Raw genomic sequence first — 18,223 nt, 5'->3', positions numbered from 1 at the left:
CGGCCTGTGCTTCCTCGAGTGGCATGGCGATTGCGCCAAGGCGCACCAGCGCACGGGCGGGCAGCCCCGCCGTCGTCGCGCACGTTGTTGCCATATCCAAGGAGACACACATGCAGGCACGGCTACTTCCCTTCCTCGTCGCGATGGCTTGCGCCTCGCTCGGCAGCCAGGCGGCGGGCGCCGCGGGCGTGACCCGCCAGATGATCGACGCAGACGCCCGGACCGGCGCCGACGTGCTGACCTGGGGCCTGGGCACCCAGGGCCAGCGCTATTCGCCGCTGCGGCAGGTGAACACCGGCAACGTGGGCAAGCTGGTGCCGGCCTGGGCGTTTTCGTTCGGCGGCGAGAAGCAGCGCGGGCAGGAGTCGCAGCCGGTCATCCACGACGGCAAGATGTTCGTCACCGCGTCGTACTCGCGCCTGTTCGCTCTCGACGCCGCCACCGGCCGCAAGCTGTGGAAGTACGAGCACCGCCTGCCCGACGGCATCATGCCGTGCTGCGACGTCATCAACCGCGGTGCTGCGCTCTACGACAACCTGGTGATCTTCGGCACGCTGGACGCGCAGCTCGTGGCGCTCAACCAGGACACCGGCGAAGTCGTGTGGAAGGAGAAGGTCGATGACTACGCCGCCGGCTATTCCATGAGCGCCGCGCCGCTCATCGTCGACGGCCTGGTGCTCACCGGGGTGTCCGGCGGCGAATTCGGCGTGGTGGGCCGCGTGGAGGCGCGCGATGCGAAGACCGGTGCGCTGGTGTGGACGCGCCCGACGGTCGAGGGTCACATGGGCTACACCTACGACCCCGACGGCAACAGGAAGGAAAACGGCGTGTCGGGCACCGCCGGCAAGAGCTGGCCGGGCGACCTGTGGAAGACCGGCGGCGCGGCCACCTGGCTGGGCGGCACCTACGACCCGAAGACCGGGCTGGCCTACTTCGGCACCGGCAACCCGGCGCCCTGGAACAGCCACCTGCGCAAGGGCGACAACCTCTACTCGTGCTCCACCGTCGCCATCGACGTGAAGACCGGCAGGATCGTCTGGCACTACCAGAACACGCCGAACGACGGCTGGGACTTCGACGGCGTGAACGAGTTCGTCACCTTCGACATGGACGGCAAGCGGGTGGGCGGCAAGGCCGACCGAAACGGCTTCTTCTATGTGAACGACGCCGCCACCGGCAAGCTGCTCAATGCCTTCCCGTTCGTGCGCAAGGTGACCTGGGCCACGAGCATCGACCTGGCCACCGGCCGCCCCAACTACGTGGCCGAGAACCGCCCCGGCGACCCCACCTCGGCGACCGAAGGCAAGGGCAGGACGGTGTTCGCCGCACCCAGCTTCCTGGGCGGCAAAAACCAGATGCCCATGGCCTACAGCCCCGACACGAAGCTGTTCTACGTGCCGGCCAACGAGTGGGGCATGGACATCTGGAACGAGCCCATTGCCTACAAGAAGGGCGCGGCCTACCTGGGCGCCGGCTTCACCATCAAGACGCTGAACGACGACTACATCGGCGCGCTGCGCGCCATCGATCCGAAGACCGGCAAGATCGTCTGGGAGCAGAAGAACGGCGCGCCGCTGTGGGGCGGGGTGCTCACCACCGCCGGCAACCTGGTGTTCTGGGGCACGCCCGAGGGCTATCTGAAGGCCGCGGATGCGAAGACCGGCAAGGTGGTCTGGCAGTTCCAGACCGGCTCCGGCGTGGTGGCGCCGCCCGTGACCTGGGAACAGGACGGCGTGCAGTACGTGAGCGTCGTCTCCGGCTGGGGCGGTGCCGTGCCGTTGTGGGGTGGTGACGTGGCCAGGAAGGTCAACTACCTCGAGCAGGGCGGCATGGTGTGGGTGTTCAAGCTGCCCAAGCCTTGAGCCGGGAGCGGCCCGGTGCCGCGCGACGCGACAATGGCGCATGCCTTCCGCGTCGCGCAGCACCGACACCGCAGTCCCCGGCCATTTCCGCCCCCGCCTGATCCTCCAGACGCTCAACCGCGGCGACGGCCTGCTGGGCTTGCGGGCCGTGCCGGGCTTCGGCCCGCGCAGCATGCAGGTCACCGTGGCGCAGGCGCACTGGACCTACGCCACGGCCAGCGGCCTGCGCTGGGAAACCCCCGTGCCCTCGCGCATGCTCAACACGCGGCCCAAGCCGACCGAGCTGCTGCGCGGTGCGTGGGATGCGCGCGTGCTGCTGCTGCGCGACCTGGCCGCCGAGGCCGATGCCCGCGATGCGCTGTGGGCCAGCGGCCTGCGGCCGCTGCCGGCCGAAGCGCTGCAGTGGCGCCGGCCGGAGGCGGCCGAAGGCCACGAGGCGCTCTGGAGCCTGGCCGAGGAATCGCACTTCGGCGACTTCTGGGCAGAGCAGGTGCCGCGGCTGCAGGCCGCGGGCTGGCAGATCGTGGTGCGGCCCGGGTTCGCGCACGAGAGCGTGCCTGTGCAGAAGTGGCGCCTGGTGATCGATGCGGCCGAGGGCGAACCGGGCCGCGAACTGGCCGAGTTCGGCGCGCACGCGCCGCAGATCTCGGCCCTGCGCGGGCCGCACCAGCAAGGCTCGTGGATGCTGAGCCTGGGCATCGAGGTCGACGGCGAGACCCTGGACCTCGTGCCGCTGCTGGCCGACCTGATCCGGCGTGATGCGCGCTGGCTCGACGCCCGCGAGATCGCAGCCATGCCCGACGGCGCGATCGTGCGGCTGCGCGCGCCGGGCGGGCGGCACATCGAGGCGCGTGCCGCTCCGATGAAGACCATCGTCGGCGCGATGGTGGATCTGCTGACCGATCCGCAGCGAGCGCAGCACGACGGGCCGATCCGGCTCTCGACCTGGGAGGCGCATCGCCTCGAGGCCCTGCGAGACGGCCTGGCCGACACCCAGGTCGCACGCGCCGGCGTACACGGCGCGTGGCAGGTGCAGGGTGAAGCCGGCATCGCCGCGCTGACCCGGCGCCTGCGCGAGGCCGGCACGCCACCGCCGGTGGCTGCACCCGAGGGACTGGGCCTCACGCTGCGGCCCTACCAGCTGCAGGGCCTGGCCTGGCTGCAGTACCTGCGCGAGCACCACCTGGCCGGCATCCTGGCCGACGACATGGGCCTCGGCAAGACGGCGCAGGTGCTGGCTCACCTGCTGGTGGAGCAGCAGGCGGGGCGGCTCGACCGGCCGGCCCTGGTGGTGCTGCCCACGTCGTTGCTGGCCAACTGGCAGGCGGAGGCGGCGCGCATCGCGCCGGCCTTGCGCACGCTGGTGCTGCAGGGCGCCCGGCGCCACCGGCAGCTCGACCGCATCGGCGAGCACGACCTGGTGTTCACCACCTACCCGCTGCTGTGGCGCGACATCGAGTCGCTGCAGCAGCAGCCGTGGCACCTGCTGATCCTCGACGAAGCCCAGATGGTCAAGAACGCGGGCAGCCGCGCCGCCGGCGCGCTGCGGCGCCTGGATGCGCGCCACCGGCTGTGCGTGACGGGCACCCCGCTCGAAAACCACCTGGGTGAACTCTGGGCCCACTTCGACCTGCTGATGCCGGGCTTCCTGGGGGATGCACGCACCTTCGCGCGCCAGTGGCGCCGGCCGATCGAGACCAATGGCGAGACGCTGCGCGCGCAACTGCTGGCGCAGCGCGTGCGCCCGTTCATCCTGCGCAGGCGCAAGGAGGAGGTGGCGACCGAGCTGCCGCCCAAGGTCGAGGTGATCCGCCGGGTGCAGCTGCACGGCCAGCAGCTCGCCTTGTACGAGAGCGTGCGCCTGGCGGCCGACGAGCAGGTGCGGCGCGTGCTCGCGCGCAGGAGCTTTGCAGGGGCCCAGATCGCGATCCTCGATGCGCTGCTGAAGCTGCGCCAGGTGTGCTGCGACCCGCGGCTGGTGAAGGGGACCGCGGCGTCACCTTCGACGGCGGGCGCGAAGATCGAACTGCTCGCCGACATGCTGCCCGCGCTGGTGGCCGAGGGCCGCCGGGTGCTGGTGTTCAGCCAGTTCACCGAAATGCTGGGCCTGGTGCAGCAGGCCTTGTCGGCGCTCGGCCTCGCGCATCTCACGCTCACGGGCGAGACGCCGCCGCGCGAACGCGGCGACCTCGTGGCCCGGTTCCAGTCGCGGGAGTATGAGCCGGTGATGCTGCTGAGCCTGAAGGCCGGCGGCGTGGGCCTGAACCTCACCGCGGCCGACACGGTGATCCACCTCGACCCCTGGTGGAACCCGGCGGTGGAACGCCAGGCCACCGACCGGGCGCACCGCATCGGCCAGGACCAGACGGTGTTCGTCTACAAGCTGGTGGTGGAAGGCAGCATCGAGGAGCGCATGCTGGCGCTGCAGGAGAGAAAGGCGGCGCTGGCCGAAGGCGTGCTGGGCAGCGACGCGGATCGGGCGGTGAAGTTCGGCGAGGCCGATCTCGAGGGGCTGCTCGCGCCGCTGGACGCTTCGCATCGCCGCGCGCACGCCGATTGACGGCTGTCAGGGCGCAGAGGCCGCAGGCTCCTTACGCTCTTTCTTCGCCGGCCATGCCGGAAAGGAAGGAGCGCACCGTGTGGAGCCGTCGTCGATTCAACCACCTCATGCCGGCCACGCTTGCAGTGGCCGGGCTGGCGGGATGCGCCGGCGACACCGCGCAGGCGGCGTACCAGTCGGCGGTCGAGCACACCTGGCGGCCGGGACCGTTGGAAGGCCTTCAAGGAGCGGCGCTCAGCACGGAGCTCGTGCGTTGCGCGACGCTGGCGCCTTCGAGCCACAACACCCAATGCTGGAAGTTCGCCGTGTCGGACGACGCGATCACGATCCTTGCGGACTTCTCGCGTCGATGCCCCGTGGTCGATCCGGACGATCACCATCTGTTCGTTTCACTGGGCTGTGCGGCGGAGAACCTCATCCAGGCAGCGCGTGCGCACGGCCTGCGGGGAGAGGCCGCGTTCGATGAGAGGCGAAGCGCAGTCCGCATCAGCCTGTCGAAGGCCACGGCCGAGGTGACGGAGCTGTTCAAGGCCATCCCGTCGCGGCAGTCCACCCGCGCCGAATACGACGGCAAGCCCATCGCGCCCGGGGAGCTGAAGCGCCTGCAGACGGCGGCCAGCAGCGAGGCCGTGCGGCTTGTCCTGCTGACCGGCCGGCCGGCGCTCGAGAACGTGCTCGAGTTCGTGGTCCAGGGCAACACGGCGCAGATGAACGACCGGGCGTTCGTCGACGAGCTCGAACGATGGATCCGCTTCAATGCCGTTGACGCGGTGCGCCTGGGCGATGGTCTGTTCAGCAAGTCCTCCGGCAATCCGGAGGTGCCGGCGTGGCTGGGAGGCCTGCTGTTCGACTTCTTCTTCACGCCGAAGGCGGAGAACGAGAAATACGTCAGGCAGCTGCGAAGTTCGGCTGGCGTCGCAGTCTTCGCGGGCGCCATGCAAGACAAGGCGCACTGGGTCGAGGTAGGCCGGTGCTACGAGCGCTTTGCGTTGCAGGCGACAGCCCTCGGTATCCGCACCGCGCACGTGAACATGCCGGTGGAGGTTGCATCCATGCGGCCGAAGTTCGCCGCCGCGGTCGGCCTCGGTGCAGCACGACCGGATCTGGTGGTCCGGTTCGGGCGGGGGCCGACGCTGCCGCCATCGTTGCGTCGGCCGGTCCAGGCGGTGCTTGCCTGACACAGGTCGGGTGAGTCCGCGGCCTGGATCGGCCGGCGCAAGACGTTGGCACGCTGCAACACGGCCGGTCCACCCGCTTGCGCGTGGGCGTCGGCGCCCGCATCATTCGCGCCCTTGTTGAAGGCGCCCACGACAGCGCCCGCATGACGGAGATCCCTCCTATGTCCTCCTTGTTCATCTCGACGATCGACTGAACACGGTTCCCGAGCCCCGGCTGAACCGTGTCTGTCCACAGATACGGCCTCCAGACCGCGCGGCAGCGAAGCCCCGCAGCCTTCGAGCCGGGGCTTTTGCTTTTCGGAAACCGAATGAGTGCACAACTGCGTTCCCGCGCCCTCCAGGAGGGGCGGGTCAAGGCCCTGCGCCGCATGAAACAGCCGATGACGCTGGTGCTCGAGACGAGCCCCGGTGCGTGCGACCCCGTGGCGCGCGCGCTCGGCCAGCGCGGCTTGCGTGGTGCAGGCCAGCACATCCAGAGCCGCGGCGCCCAGCGCCGCGCCGACCGCATGGCGCTGCAGGCGCTGCTGCGACGAAAGGATTGGAATGAATGAATCCCACGAACCGCGCGAGGGACTTCGCGAACAGCTGGCGCGCAGAAGCCGCCATCTGCAGGAAATCGCCTGCCAGCTGAAGACCGAGCTGTTCGGCATCGACACCATCATCGACCGCGTCATCGATTCGGTGCGGGCCTGGTACGTGCTGCCCGAGCTCGTCTCGCGGCCGGTGGTCGTTTGCCTGTGGGGCCTGACCGGCACCGGCAAGACCCAGCTGGTGCGCCGTCTGGCGCAGCTGCTGGGCTTCTACGACCGCTTCGTCGAAGTGCAGATGGACGGCTTTTCCAATGGCGCCACATGGCGCGGTGCGCAGAGCATCTCGGGCATGCTGGCGCAGTCCGGCGTGCGCGAAGGCGAGCCGGGCATCCTGGTGCTCGACGAGTTCCAGCGCTTCCGCACCATCGACGCCAAGCGCGCCGAACTGCGCGTCGAGCGCTACCAGGACGTCTGGGCCTTGCTGTCCGATGGCCGCCTGCCGCCTGCGCTCTCGCTGCTGGGCGACATCGAATCGTCCATCGCCGAGGCCGCCTACGACGCCGAACGCGCCGAGGCGGATGAGAGCAAGCTGCGCTTCAAGCTGCGCAGCTGGGAGGCCCAGGAACTGCAGCGCAACCTGAAGCTCGACGTGCCGTTGATGGAGATCATGGCCTGGACGCCCGAGCAGATCCAGGAGCGCTTGCGGGCCTTCCGCGAGAGCGGCCAGCAGCACTGGGAAACCGACTACAGCCGGCTGCTCGTCTTCGTTTGCGGCAACCTCGACGAGGCCTATGAGGACGTCGCCACCAGCGTGGACGACTGCGACAGCGATGCCGATACCTTCCACGCGATCACCAGCAGGTTGAGCGTCATCGACGTCAAGCAGGCGCTCAACAGGCGCTTCAAGCCCGAGCAGGTGGCCCGGCTGGGCAACGAGCATGTGATCTACCCGTCGCTCTCGCGGCGAGCGTACGAGCAGCTGATCGAGCAGGCGTGCGCCCGCTATGCCGGCGACGCGGCGCAGCGCTGCGGCCTGCGCTTCGAGCTGGATGCGAGCGTGCGCGAGCAGATCTATGCCAACGCCGTGTTTCCCGCGCAGGGCACCCGGCCGCTGTTCTCTGCATTGCATGCCATCCTCGGCGCCGGCCTGGCCAAGTCGGCACTGTGGGCGCTCGAACGCGGAGCCGCGGCCGGCGAGAGCGTGGGTCTCACCGCCGACGGCCGCAGCTTGGTCGCGCATTGGCGCGGCCAGTCGCACGCCATCGCCGCGCCCTTCGAGATCAGCCGCCTGCGCCAGCGCAACAATGCCGACTTCCGCGCGCTGCTGGCCGTGCACGAGGCCGGGCATGGCCTCGTGCATGCGCTGCTCTTCGGCCGTGCGCCGCGCGAGATCAAGATCCACGTCGCGAGTTTCGAGGGTGGCTACAACGCCTACACCTCGCGCAAGGTCTGGTCGCGCCGCAACCTGCTCGACTCCGTGTGCACCAGCCTGGCCGGACGCGCCGCCGAACTGCTGGTTTTCGGGCATGAGCTGAGCTCCAGCGGCGCCGAGAGCGACCTGCGCCGGGCCACGGAAACGGCAGCCCGCATGCTGCGCCACCTGGGCCACGGAACGCGCATCGGCCGCAGCGACGTGTCCCCCGACAGCGATGACAACCTCTGCACCGACGTCGAGGCGAGCAACGCGCCGATCGAGGCGCTGCTGCAGGCCGAACATGCGCGCGCCACCCGGCTGATCGAGACGCATCGACGCGCACTGCTGGCCCTGGTGGACGAGCTCATGGAGCACGGCCAGGTCACGCCTGCGCGCTTTGCCTCGCTGGTGGGGCTGCCGCTGGACATGCCGGAGGAGGCCCTGGATCCGTATGCGCAGAGGCTGGCGGAGTTCCGGAGTAGGGAGCGGGAGCGGCTGAGGGCCTAGAGCGCGCCCGGCGGCATGGCCAGGGCCGGATCGCGCTCGACGCGGTTGCGGCCGTTGGCCTTGGCACGGTAGAGGGCGGAGTCGGCCCGGTGCAGCACGCTGTGCATGTCGTCGTGCAAGGGATCGAGCACCGCGATGCCGATGCTCACGGTGATCGACACCTCGCCGCTCGCGGCCTGCACCGGGGCTGCCGACACTGCCCTCAGGATGCGCTCCGAGGTGTGCTGGGCGTTGTCGAGGTTGGCGCCAGGCAGCAGCGCCACGAATTCCTCGCCGCCCCAGCGCCCCAGGTGATCGCCATCGCGCAGCTCGGCCTGCAGCCGTCGCGCCACCGCCGCCAGGCAGGCATCGCCGACGCCATGGCCGAAACGGTCGTTGATCGACTTGAAGTGGTCGACGTCGACGAACAGCACGCCCAGCCCGCTGCCGCCGGCACGGGCTTCGCTCGAGAGCGCCCGCAGCTGCATCTCGATGGCGCGCCGGCTCTGCAGGCCGGTCAGCGCGTCCTGCTCCGCCATCTTGCGGGCGACGTCGCGCTCGCGGCGGAAGCCGAGCACGCGGTCGGCGATGCCCAGCGTCAGCGCCAATGCCTCCCACACCGCGCCCAGCGCGTACAGGTACACGTCGTTGGCCGCGATGTCGACCAGCCCGGCCGCCTGCAGGCTGCGCACCGAGGTGGCCACGGTCAACGGCAGCCAGCCGGCCAGGAAGTAGTAGCCATAACGGTCGCCGGCCAGCGCCGCACGCACGCCGAGGCCGATCATCAGCAGGTTGACCGCCAGCAGCACCGCCACCATCACCATGCCGAAGCGGCTCGCAGGCCCGGGCCATGCCGCGATCGCGAGCGCCGACAGCAGCAAGCCGGCGCGCAGGCGATTCATCAGCGGAAGCAGGCGGGGGACATGGCGCGCGATGCCGAGGAAGTCGCGGGCGAAGCCGACCGCAAAGCCGATCGCCGCCGTCGCTGCAGCCCATTGCCCATGGATGCCCAGGCGTCCGAACCAGTCGCCGCCCGGCGCGGCGTAGAGCAGCCCGGCGCTGGCGGTCATGAATGCGATCAGGCACAGCAGGTAGCAGGTGTAGTCGGCAAACATCCGCTCGCGCAGGGCAACCCAGTAGCAGCCGGCAATCACCGCGAACGCGATCAGCGACGCGTACATCGCCGCCGACACGATCAGGCGCGTCCTTTCGTAGTCGCGCCATGCGTCGGTCTCCACGATGGAGAAGTCGACATTGACCCGATGGCCATGCGCGAGATGCAGCAGCACAGGCGTGCCCGGCTCGAGCGATGCCGGCAGCGGGAACACCAGCGCGATCGGGGAGCCGTCGCGCCCGGAGGGCCGGACCTTGGCCCGCTCGATGCGAGTGCCGTCGGGCAGCAGCAGTTGTGCCGAACCGGCGACCTGGCCTTCGACCACCAGCAGTGCCTTCGGCGGCAGAGCGCGAGGCGTGATGCGCACCCAGCTGCCGTTGTCGCGGTAGGGCAGCATGCCTTGCACGCGCTTGGCTTCGGCCTCCCACAGCGGCGGCGTGTCGCCGAGGGCTTCTGCCGGCGGCTGGGCGTCGGCCGGCAGATCGGCGGCGAGAAGCCTCGCATTCAGCGCCACCTTCGCCAGCTCGGGTTGGCTGGCGCCCGCGGCGCCGGCCGCTGCCCACAGCAGGAACACGAGGCACATCGGGGCGAGGCGGCGCAGCACGGCGGTCATGAGCGGCGGACGGAGCGGAAAACGGGCCGGCGAGGTTAGCACCCGGTTCCCCGCGTTCCGGCGAGCCCTCAGGCCTGAGTGAGGCGGAATACACGCTTGGCCGCCGTTCGGCAGCGGGCATCTGCCCCGTGCGGCCTTTGCTGATCTTGCGATCCGGGGTAACGCTTTGTATGGCGGGTGGCAGTTCGTAAGGTACGCCCGGTCCGTCAGAAGTCCGTCATGACTGCACCCGGGCGCTGAACTACGGTGCCCCCCTCTGCGGGGTTGACAAGAACGCGGACAGGTCGCACACGCGGCCAGATCCGTCCACCTCGCGCTGATTGCACAGCAGCATCAACACGACAGGAAGGCACGAAATGATTTCATCGACGAGCCCTCGCGCCCGGTTTGGCGCGAGGCTTATCATGACCGGCCTGCTGAGCGCATGGCTGGCGGCCTGCGGCGGCGGGTCGTCGGGTACTTCGGACGGCGCTCCAGCACCTGTGGCTGACGCGAAACGGCCGACACCGACGCCGACGGCAACACCAACACCAACACCAACGGCAACACCGGCACCGACGCCGACGCCGACGCCGACGCCGACAGCAACTCCGGCACCGACGCCGATGCCGACAGCAACGCCGGCACCGACGCCGACGCCGACCCCGACAGCAACACCGACACCGACCCCGACAGCAACGCCCACGCCGACGCCGGCGGGCGGGCAGGCCCAGACCTACCGCTGGGGCAATGTCGCCATCGGCGGCGGCGGCTTCGTGACCGCGGTGATCCCGAGCAAGACGCAGCGGAACCTGTTCTACGCGCGCACCGATGTCGGTGGCGCATATCGCTGGGACGCTGCCGCCGGGCGGTGGGTGCCGCTGCTCGACGGCCTGTCGGAAGACGACGTGGGTCTGATGGGCGTGGAGTCGATGGCCCTCGATCCCAAGAACCCGGCCGTGGTCTACGTGCTGGCCGGGACCTCCTACTTCAGCAACGGCAAGACGGCGGTGATGCGGTCCACCGACTACGGTGCCAGCTTCGCGCGCATCACCGATGTCAGTGCCCAGTTCCGGGTGCACGGCAACGGCATGGGCCGCGGCAACGGCGAGAAGATGCAGGTCGACCCGGGCAGCAGCAATGTGGTCTACGTCGGCTCGCGCAACAACGGCCTGTTCAAGAGCACCGATTCCGGCGCCAGCTTCTCGAGGGTGAACGCCTTGCCCGTGACCGGCACCCCCAACGAAGCCGGCATCAGCTTCGTGCTGCTGGACCCTTCGAGCGTGGCCAACGGCGTCGCGCAGCGCATCTTCGTGGGCGTGTCGCGCTACGGCTCGGTCGGCGCGAACCTCTACCGCAGCAACGACGCCGGCGCCACCTTCAGCGCGGTGTCCAACGCGCCGGCCGGGTTCATCCCGCAGCGCGCGGCATTGGCCAGCGACGGAAACCTCTACATCACCTACGCCACCGGCTCCGGCCCGCACGGCGACTCGAGGAGCCTCAACCCGCCCGAACCGATGGACGCGGGACAGGTGTGGAAGTACAGCGTCGCAGGCGGCACCTGGACCAACGTCACGCCCGCCGGCATCACCGGAGCCTTCTCGGGTGTCTCGGTGGACCCCGGGAACCCGCAGCGGGTGCTGGTCTCCACCGTCAACAACTGGATGCAGCAGGGCCGCGGCTGGGGTGACCATTTCTTCCTCTCCACCAACGGCGGGGCCGCCTGGACCGACGTGGTGGCCCGCGGCTTCGCGCTCGATACCAACGGCGTGAGCTGGGTGGGCAACAACACCATCCACTGGGCGAACGGCATCGAGTTCGACCCGTTCGACAGCAAGGCGGCCTGGGTCACCTCGGGCAACGGCCTCTTCCGCACCGCGAACCTCGATGCGGTGCCGACGACCTGGACCTTTGCCGTCAAGGGGCTCGAGGAGACGGTGCCTCTGGGACTGGTGAGCGTGCCCGGCGGGCCGCTGCTGTCGGTGATCGGCGACTACGACGGGTATCGCCACACCGACGTCAACGCGTATGCGCCCATCCACACGCCGAGCATCGGCACCACCACCGGCCTCGCGGTCGCGGCGGCCAACACCTCCGTCGTCGTGCGGGTCGGACGCGAGAAGCTGTATCGCTCCGCCGACACGGGCGTCTCCTGGACGCAGGTGCCGGTGGCCCCCGTCTCGTCGATCACGGAAAGCGTTGTCGCGTTGTCAGCGGATGGCAGCACGCTGCTGCACACGATGACGGCCGGCGGCGCGGTGGCCACCTACCGCTCGGGCAACTTCGCCAATCCCGCTCCGACCTGGAGCGCGGTCTCCGGCCTGAACGGGCGCGCCGTGCGGCCCGTCGGCGACCCGGTGAGGGCCGCCAGGTTCTATGCCTACGACAGTGGCAACGGCCAGGTGCTGACCAGCAACGACGGCGGCGCCAGCTTCGCGGTGTCGGCCACGGTGGCTGCGGGCGGCTCCACGAGGCTCTCCGTCGCCCCCGGCCGCGAGGGGGACGTGTGGATCCCGCTGCGCGACGGCGGCCTGGTGCGCTCCACCAACTCAGGCGCCGCGTTCAGCCGGCTGTCCAACGTGAGCTCCTGCAGCGCCGTGGGCTTCGGCAAGGCGGCCGCCGGTTCGAGCTACCCCACGGTGTTCATCTGGGGCGCCGCAGGCGGCGGCAAGCGCGGCCTCTACCGTTCCGTCGATGCCGGTGCGAACTGGACCCGCATCAACGACGACGCGCACCAGTTCGGCGGCCCCGGCAACGGCCAGTTCGTCGTGGGCGACATGAACACCGAGGGCATGGTCTACATGAGCACGGTGGGACGGGGCATCGTCTATGGCGCTCCGGCAACTGCTCCCTGAGGGCTCCCTCTCCATGCACTCAACACCATTCAGGCGGAAATACATGATGAATCGATGCCTCTCTCCTTTGCTGGCGGTGGTCGCGCTGTCGCTCGGCCTCGCCACTCTTCCGGGCTGCGGCGGAGGCAGCTCGACCGACTCCAGCAGCAGCAAGCGCGCTCCGCGTGATCCGGTCAGCTACACGCTGACCGTCGCCGTCAACGGAAGCGGCACGACGAGCCTGTCGGCGGGCAGCCACAGCTACACCGCGGGCAGCACGGTCACGATCACGGCGACGGCGGCTGCGGGTTCGACCTTCCAAGGCTGGAGCGGGGCCGCCAGCGGCAACGCGAATCCGCTCACGCTCACCATCGACGGCAACAAGTCGCTGGCCGCGAACTTCGTCCAGCAGGCCGGCGGCGGCGACCCCGCGGCGGGCGGGCTGAAGTCGCTGGCGAGCTTCCCGATCGGCGTGGCGGTGAATGCCGGTTTCGAGAACAACAGCATCATCGACAGCAGCACCAGCTCGCAGCAGCAAGCCGTGGTCGTTCCCAACTTCAACCAGCTGACCGCAGGCAACATCATGAAGATGAGCTACCTGCATCCGTCGGAGAACAGCTTCACCTTCGGGCAGGCCGACGCGCTGGTTTCGTTCGCCGCCTCCAAGGGCATGGGCGTGCATGCGCACACGCTGATCTGGCATGCCGACTACCAGGTGCCAGCCTTCATGAAGAGCTATGGCGGCGACTTCTCCGCCATGCTGAAGCAGCACGTCCAGACCATCGTCACCCACTTCCGCGGCAAGGTGGCGAGCTGGGATGTGGTGAATGAGGCGCTTGCCGACGATGGCGAGGCGACCCTGGGGGGCGGCCTGCGCAGCACCGTGTTCAGCCAGAAGATGGGCCAGGCGTTCATCGACGAGTCCTTCGCCAACGCGCGAGCGGCCGATCCGCAGGTCGACCTCTACTACAACGACTACAACATCGAGGCCGGCGGACAGAAGACGCGCAACCTGCTGGCCATGGTCGATGGCATGAAGTCGCGCGGCGTCCCCATCACGGGTGTCGGCTTCCAGATGCACGTGCTGATCGACTGGCCGAGCATCAGCGCGATCGAGTCCTCGCTGAAGGCGGTGGCGGACCGCGGCCTGAAGGTGAAGATCACCGAACTGGACGTGAGCATGAAGAACCGCTACACGAGTTTCACCGCGGAAGCGGCCGAACGGCAGAAGCAGCGCTACCACGACATCGTTGCCGCCTACCTGCGGGCGGTGCCGGCTGCGCAGCGGGCCGGCATCACCGTCTGGGGCGTGTGGGACACCGACAGCTGGATCAACGAGCCCGGCAGGCCCGACTGGCCCTTGCTGTTCGATGCCGAATTCAAGCCCAAGCCTGCGCTGCAGGGCTTCAAGGACGCATTGCTCGGCCGCTGAGCTGCCCGTCCCCAGGGGGCGACGAGCAGTTCAGGCGTCGCCCTGTTGTCCCTTCACGTTCCATCGCAGCTTGCGATAGATGGTGTTGCGGCTGATGCCCAGCCGCTTCGATGCGACCGAGATGTTGCCACCGGCTTCCTCGAGCGCACGGCGGATGGTCTGAAGCTCCAGCGCTTCGAGCGTGGTGGTTGCAGAGCCGGCGCTCGCGGCGTCGTCGGCGCCCGCCAGGGCCAGTGCCGCGACCGTCGGCTGCGGCGTGTCCGCACGCTGCACCCGCACGGCGCGCTCGGCGTCGTCGATGAAGTCGTCCGACAGGTGGGCCCGCGTGATCCGGGCTTCGCCGGCCGCCATGACGGCTGCGGTGCGCAGCACGTTCGACAGCTGGCGGATGTTGCCCGGCCAGGCGTAGCCCTGCAGCAGCTGCAGCACGTCGGCCACCAGCTCGGGTGGGCTGCCGCTGCATTCGACACGCAGGATCTTCTGCACGATGGTGAGCAGGTCGGTGCGCTCGCGCAGCGCCGGCAGCTTCACCACCAGGCCGTTGAGGCGGTAGTAGAGGTCCTCGCGAAACTCGCCGCGGCCGATCATCTCGCGCAGGTTGCGGTGGGTGGCGCTGATGACCGTCACGTCCACCGGCACCGACTTGCTGCTGCCCAGCGGCGTGACCTGGCGCTCCTGCAGCACGCGCAGCAGGTGGGCCTGCAGTGCCAGCGGCATGTCGCCGATCTCGTCGAGGAACAGCGTGCCGCCGTTGGCCTGCAGGATCTTGCCGAGCGACCCCTTGCGCCGCGCGCCGGTGAAGGCGCCTTCCTCGTAGCCGAAGAGCTCCGCCTCGATCAGCGTCTCGGGGATGGAGGCGCAGTTCACCGCCACGAAGGGCTGGCGGGCGCGCTCGGAGTCCTGGTGGATGGCGCGCGCCAGCAGTTCCTTGCCGGTGCCGGTTTCGCCCAGCACCAGGATGCTGATGTCGCGGTCGAGCACGCGGCGGATCTTCGCGATCACCGCTTCCATCTGCGCATCGCCGGTCTGCAGGTAGCGCAGGCCCGACAACTGCGGCGGCTGCAGGGCCTGCTGCGCCTGCGGTTGCGACGGCTTCGAGGCACGCGCCGGCTCGGCGGCGGCCATGGTCGCCGCGGTCGCTGGTTCCTCGTCGGGCAGGGCGGTCCCGACGTTGTGCCACATCGGCCAGTTGAAGCGGGCTCGCACATGCACCTGCTGGCCGTTGGCAAGCGTGAGCACCAGCGTGTTGGCCATCGGCGAGCGGAAGTGGTCGACGATCGCGCCGGGCGTGGTGCCCAGCAGGCTCACCACGCTGTTCATCCGCACCGCCGCGCTGCTGAGATTCAGCTGGTCGAGCGCGGCGCGGTTGGCGCCGATGATCCTGCCGTCGCGTGCCACCGCGAGGATGCCTTCGAGCAGCGTGCCGATGAACTCGGGCCGGCTGTGGAAATGCAGTCGCATCGCATGGCGGAAGTCGTCGGAGAGCCAGTGGTTCTCGATCATGCGGGCCGACATCTTCACCAGCCCCATCGTGTGCAGGTGGTAGGAGCGGTGGTCGCCCGTCACGTCGAGCACGCCCAGCATGTTGCCGCGCGGGTCGAAGATCGGCGCGGCCGAGCAGGTGAGGAAGTCGTTGGCCCGCATGAAGTGCTCGTCGGCATGCACGAAGGTCGGCGCCTCGGTGACGAGCGCCGTGCCGATGGCGTTGGTGCCCTTGTTCGCTTCGGCCCAGTTGACGCCGGGCGCCAGCGCCACCTTCGAGGCACGCCGCAGGAAGTCGTCGTGACCCACCGAGTGGAGGATGGTGCCCTGCGTGTCGGTGAGCACCACCATGCTCTGCGTCGCCATGATCTGCTCGAGCAGCAGCTCCATGACCGGCGCGGCATGCGCATGCAGGCGCAGGTTGCGCTCGCGCGCCGTGGCAAGGTCGGCACGGATCAGCGGCGTGTGGTCGGGCCGCTCGACGCGCTGCAGGCCCAGTGCGGCGCAACGTTCATGCGACTGCGTGATCGCATCGAGGTGCGCAACGTCCGGCGTCACCAGCACGCTGGTCGATGAATTGCCGAAGGGCGGCTGTTGTTGCGGCGTGCCGCTCGCATGCATGGACATGGCGATCGTCCTTTCCCCGCACGGGGGTTGTCTCCGTCGGTCGCCTCGCGTGGGGCCATGGCCACGGCCTGCGGGCGCTCTCGTCTGTGGCGCTGATGCTATGGGCAAACGCGGCAAGCGCGTGCGGGAATCCCATGAGCTGCGCATGTGCGAATGTGGCGCAGCTGATTTGCATCAAGCTGACGCTCCATTCCGTGACACCTGCGCCGCCACATGGGCCCGCGACCCGGGGATAACACCGAGTCGCATGCGGGCTGCCGCATGCCGCGTTCCGTGGCACATGCCTTGCAGTTTGGCCGTCACCACCCCCTGAAGAGGACCGACCGGAGACAGCCATGAAGAGATCGCCTTCCCATCCACAAGATCGCCGCAGCCTGCGCCTCGTGCGCCGCGGTGCCGTGCTGCTGGCCGCGCTGGCCACGAGCTGCCTCGCGCTGGCCCACGGCGACGTGACACCCCAGGCGGTGGACACCAGGGACCTGCCGCAGCTCGGTGAGCAATGGCGGGCAGAGAACCCGTATCGCAGGAACGAGAAGGCGGTGCGCATCGGCACCTCGGCCTACAACCAGAATTGCGCCCGCTGCCACGGCATCGAAGCCGTTTCCGGCGGCATCGCGCCCGACCTTCGCAAGCTCGACAACGAATGCGGTTCGCTCAAGGACGAAAAGAAGCGCGCCGCCTGCGTGAAGGAGAACGACGACTTCTTCCTGGCCACCGTGCGCAAGGGCCGCACCCGCAACGGCGCGGTCTACATGCCGCCCTTCGAAGGCACGCTGAGCCAGGAGGCGCTGTGGGCCATCAAGTCCTACCTGGAAACGCGCCGGGAGAAGCCGCTGTGAGCGCAGCCCGAGGCCGCGGAGTGCGCCCATGAGGCGGCGGCAGGCCCTGGCCGCGCTGGCGGCCGCGCCGGCCTTCGCGCGGGCGCAGCCGGCCGAAGGCGCGCTCGAGCGCATCCGCCGTCGCGGCAGCCTGGTCGTCGGCCTGTACCACGACATGCCGCCCTTCCACAGCCAGGGGCAGGGCATCGACGTGGAACTGGCCCGCGCGCTGGCGCGACAGCTCGGCGTGGGCCTGTCCATGCTGCCCTTCCGGGCCGACGAGGACATGGCCGACGACCTGCGCAACGTGGTGTGGAAGGGCCACTACCTCGGCTGGGGGCCGGCCGACGTGCTGCTGCACGTGCCGCTGGACCCGCCGCTGCAGCGGGCCAACCCGCAGGTGCAGATCGTGGCGCCGTACTACCGCGAGCGGGTGATGCTGGCATTCGACTGCCGCCGCCTGCCGCAGGTGGACACGCTGGCCGCGCTGCACGGCCACAAGATCGGAGCCGCCGGCCTGTCGCTGGCGGGCTGGCTGATGATCGGCGCCGAAGGCGGCCTGCTGCGCGATGACCTCGTCGCCCGCTGGCCGGATGGCGTGGCCGCCGCGCAGGCCTTGAAGGCCGGCGAGCTGGAGGCCGTGGCGGGGCTGGCCTCTGAACTGGAGTCGGTGCTGTCGCGCGACGCGCGGTTCGTGCTGCAGCCCTTGCCCGCGCCGCGTGCGCCGCGTGACGGCTGGGCCGTGGCCTGCGCGGTGAAGAAGGACTCCAACGACCTGGCGGCCGCGCTGCAGCAGGCCATGCAGTCGCTGCAGACAAGCGGGCGGCTCAAGGAGCTGTTTCGCGAGCGGGATGTCGCCTGGCGGCTTTGAGCCGCCCGATGGAACCCCAATGCCTTCACCGCGCCTCCGCGGTGAAGGCATTCGGCATCTCACGCAAACAACACCCACCCGTTCGCCCTGAGGTATCGAAGGGCAGCCACCAAGCGTCGCAGGGCTTCGATACCTCAGCCCGAACGGACGGTGGCTGTGCGCCATGGCGGGAACCCCAATTCATTCACCGCGGAGGCGCGGAGGACACGGAGGACCGCGGAGAAGGCCTTGTATTCCTCCGCGGTTCTCCGCGCTCTCCGCGGTGAAGGTATTCGGCATCCCGCTCGCGAACAACGACCACCCGTTCGCCCTGAGGTATCGAAGGGCCGCCATCAAGCGTCGAAGGGCTTCGATACCTCAGCCCGAACGGAGAGTGGCTGTGCGCCATGGCCGGAACCCCCGATTCATTCACCGCGGAGGCGC

The 18,223-nt window shown here is 69.5% G+C and carries 11 protein-coding genes; 9 read left to right on the top strand and 2 right to left on the bottom strand.

Features of this window, described 5'->3' with window-relative positions; all coding sequences use genetic code 11:
* The first annotated feature begins 110 nt into the window (after positions 1 to 110).
* The 5 genes from E8D38_RS25030 to E8D38_RS25010 all read left to right on the top strand — a co-directional run bounded on the left by E8D38_RS25030 (position 111) and on the right by E8D38_RS25010 (position 8,051).
* The gene (locus tag E8D38_RS25030) at positions 111 to 1,862 is read left to right on the top strand and encodes a PQQ-dependent methanol/ethanol family dehydrogenase (protein ID WP_140636845.1); all 1,752 of its coding nucleotides are present in this window, start codon (positions 111 to 113) and stop codon (positions 1,860 to 1,862) included.
* Between the two features lie 40 nt (positions 1,863 to 1,902).
* Positions 1,903 to 4,422 (top strand): DEAD/DEAH box helicase, encoded by a 2,520-nt coding sequence (locus tag E8D38_RS25025; protein WP_140636843.1) that lies wholly within the window; start codon positions 1,903 to 1,905, stop codon positions 4,420 to 4,422.
* A 77-nt stretch (positions 4,423 to 4,499) separates the two neighbouring features.
* Entirely contained in the window at positions 4,500 to 5,600 is a 1,101-nt protein-coding gene (locus tag E8D38_RS25020) for an Acg family FMN-binding oxidoreductase (RefSeq protein WP_219851869.1), read from the top strand.
* Between the two features lie 308 nt (positions 5,601 to 5,908).
* Positions 5,909 to 6,151, top strand: coding sequence for a hypothetical protein (locus E8D38_RS25015; protein ID WP_140636841.1), 243 nt, complete (start codon positions 5,909 to 5,911; stop codon positions 6,149 to 6,151).
* Entirely contained in the window at positions 6,144 to 8,051 is a 1,908-nt protein-coding gene (locus E8D38_RS25010) for an AAA family ATPase (protein WP_140636839.1), read from the top strand. The genes E8D38_RS25015 and E8D38_RS25010 overlap by 8 nt, the downstream gene beginning before the upstream one ends.
* On the opposite strand, the gene E8D38_RS25005 is transcribed toward E8D38_RS25010, so the two are convergent.
* The gene (locus E8D38_RS25005) at positions 8,048 to 9,757 is read right to left on the bottom strand and encodes a sensor domain-containing diguanylate cyclase (RefSeq protein ID WP_140636837.1); all 1,710 of its coding nucleotides are present in this window, start codon (positions 9,755 to 9,757) and stop codon (positions 8,048 to 8,050) included. The two genes, E8D38_RS25010 and E8D38_RS25005, sit on opposite strands and share 4 nt — an antisense overlap.
* Before the next feature lie 605 nt (positions 9,758 to 10,362).
* Here E8D38_RS25005 and E8D38_RS24995 point away from each other — a divergent pair.
* Both E8D38_RS24995 and E8D38_RS24990 read left to right on the top strand, forming a co-directional pair.
* Complete coding sequence (locus E8D38_RS24995) at positions 10,363 to 12,591, top strand: beta propeller repeat protein (RefSeq protein ID WP_181179414.1); 2,229 nt, start codon at positions 10,363 to 10,365, stop codon at positions 12,589 to 12,591.
* 43 nt (positions 12,592 to 12,634) lie between these two features.
* Positions 12,635 to 14,002 carry an endo-1,4-beta-xylanase gene (locus E8D38_RS24990; protein ID WP_181179413.1) on the top strand — a complete coding sequence of 456 codons (1,368 nt, stop codon included), beginning with the start codon at positions 12,635 to 12,637 and terminating at the stop codon, positions 14,000 to 14,002.
* 30 nt (positions 14,003 to 14,032) lie between these two features.
* Here E8D38_RS24990 and E8D38_RS24985 read toward each other — a convergent pair whose 3' ends face one another.
* Positions 14,033 to 16,111, bottom strand: a complete 2,079-nt coding sequence (locus E8D38_RS24985) for a sigma-54-dependent Fis family transcriptional regulator (RefSeq protein ID WP_140636831.1) — start codon at positions 16,109 to 16,111, stop codon at positions 14,033 to 14,035.
* A 335-nt stretch (positions 16,112 to 16,446) separates the two neighbouring features.
* On the opposite strand from E8D38_RS24985, the gene pedF reads away from it, so the two are divergent.
* Together pedF and E8D38_RS24975 are read left to right on the top strand one after the other, a co-directional pair.
* Positions 16,447 to 16,950, top strand: a complete 504-nt coding sequence (gene pedF, locus E8D38_RS24980) for a cytochrome c-550 PedF (protein ID WP_140636829.1) — start codon at positions 16,447 to 16,449, stop codon at positions 16,948 to 16,950.
* A gap of 28 nt (positions 16,951 to 16,978) precedes the next feature.
* Positions 16,979 to 17,800: a substrate-binding periplasmic protein gene (locus E8D38_RS24975; protein ID WP_140636827.1), complete on the top strand. Its 822-nt coding sequence runs from the start codon at positions 16,979 to 16,981 to the stop codon at positions 17,798 to 17,800.
* Positions 17,801 to 18,223 lie beyond the last annotated feature (423 nt).

The organism is Methylibium rhizosphaerae (assembly GCF_006386545.1).
GTDB classification, from domain to species: Bacteria; Pseudomonadota; Gammaproteobacteria; order Burkholderiales; family Burkholderiaceae_C; genus Pseudorivibacter; species Pseudorivibacter rhizosphaerae.
This window is presented reverse-complemented; position numbering and strand designations above follow the sequence as displayed.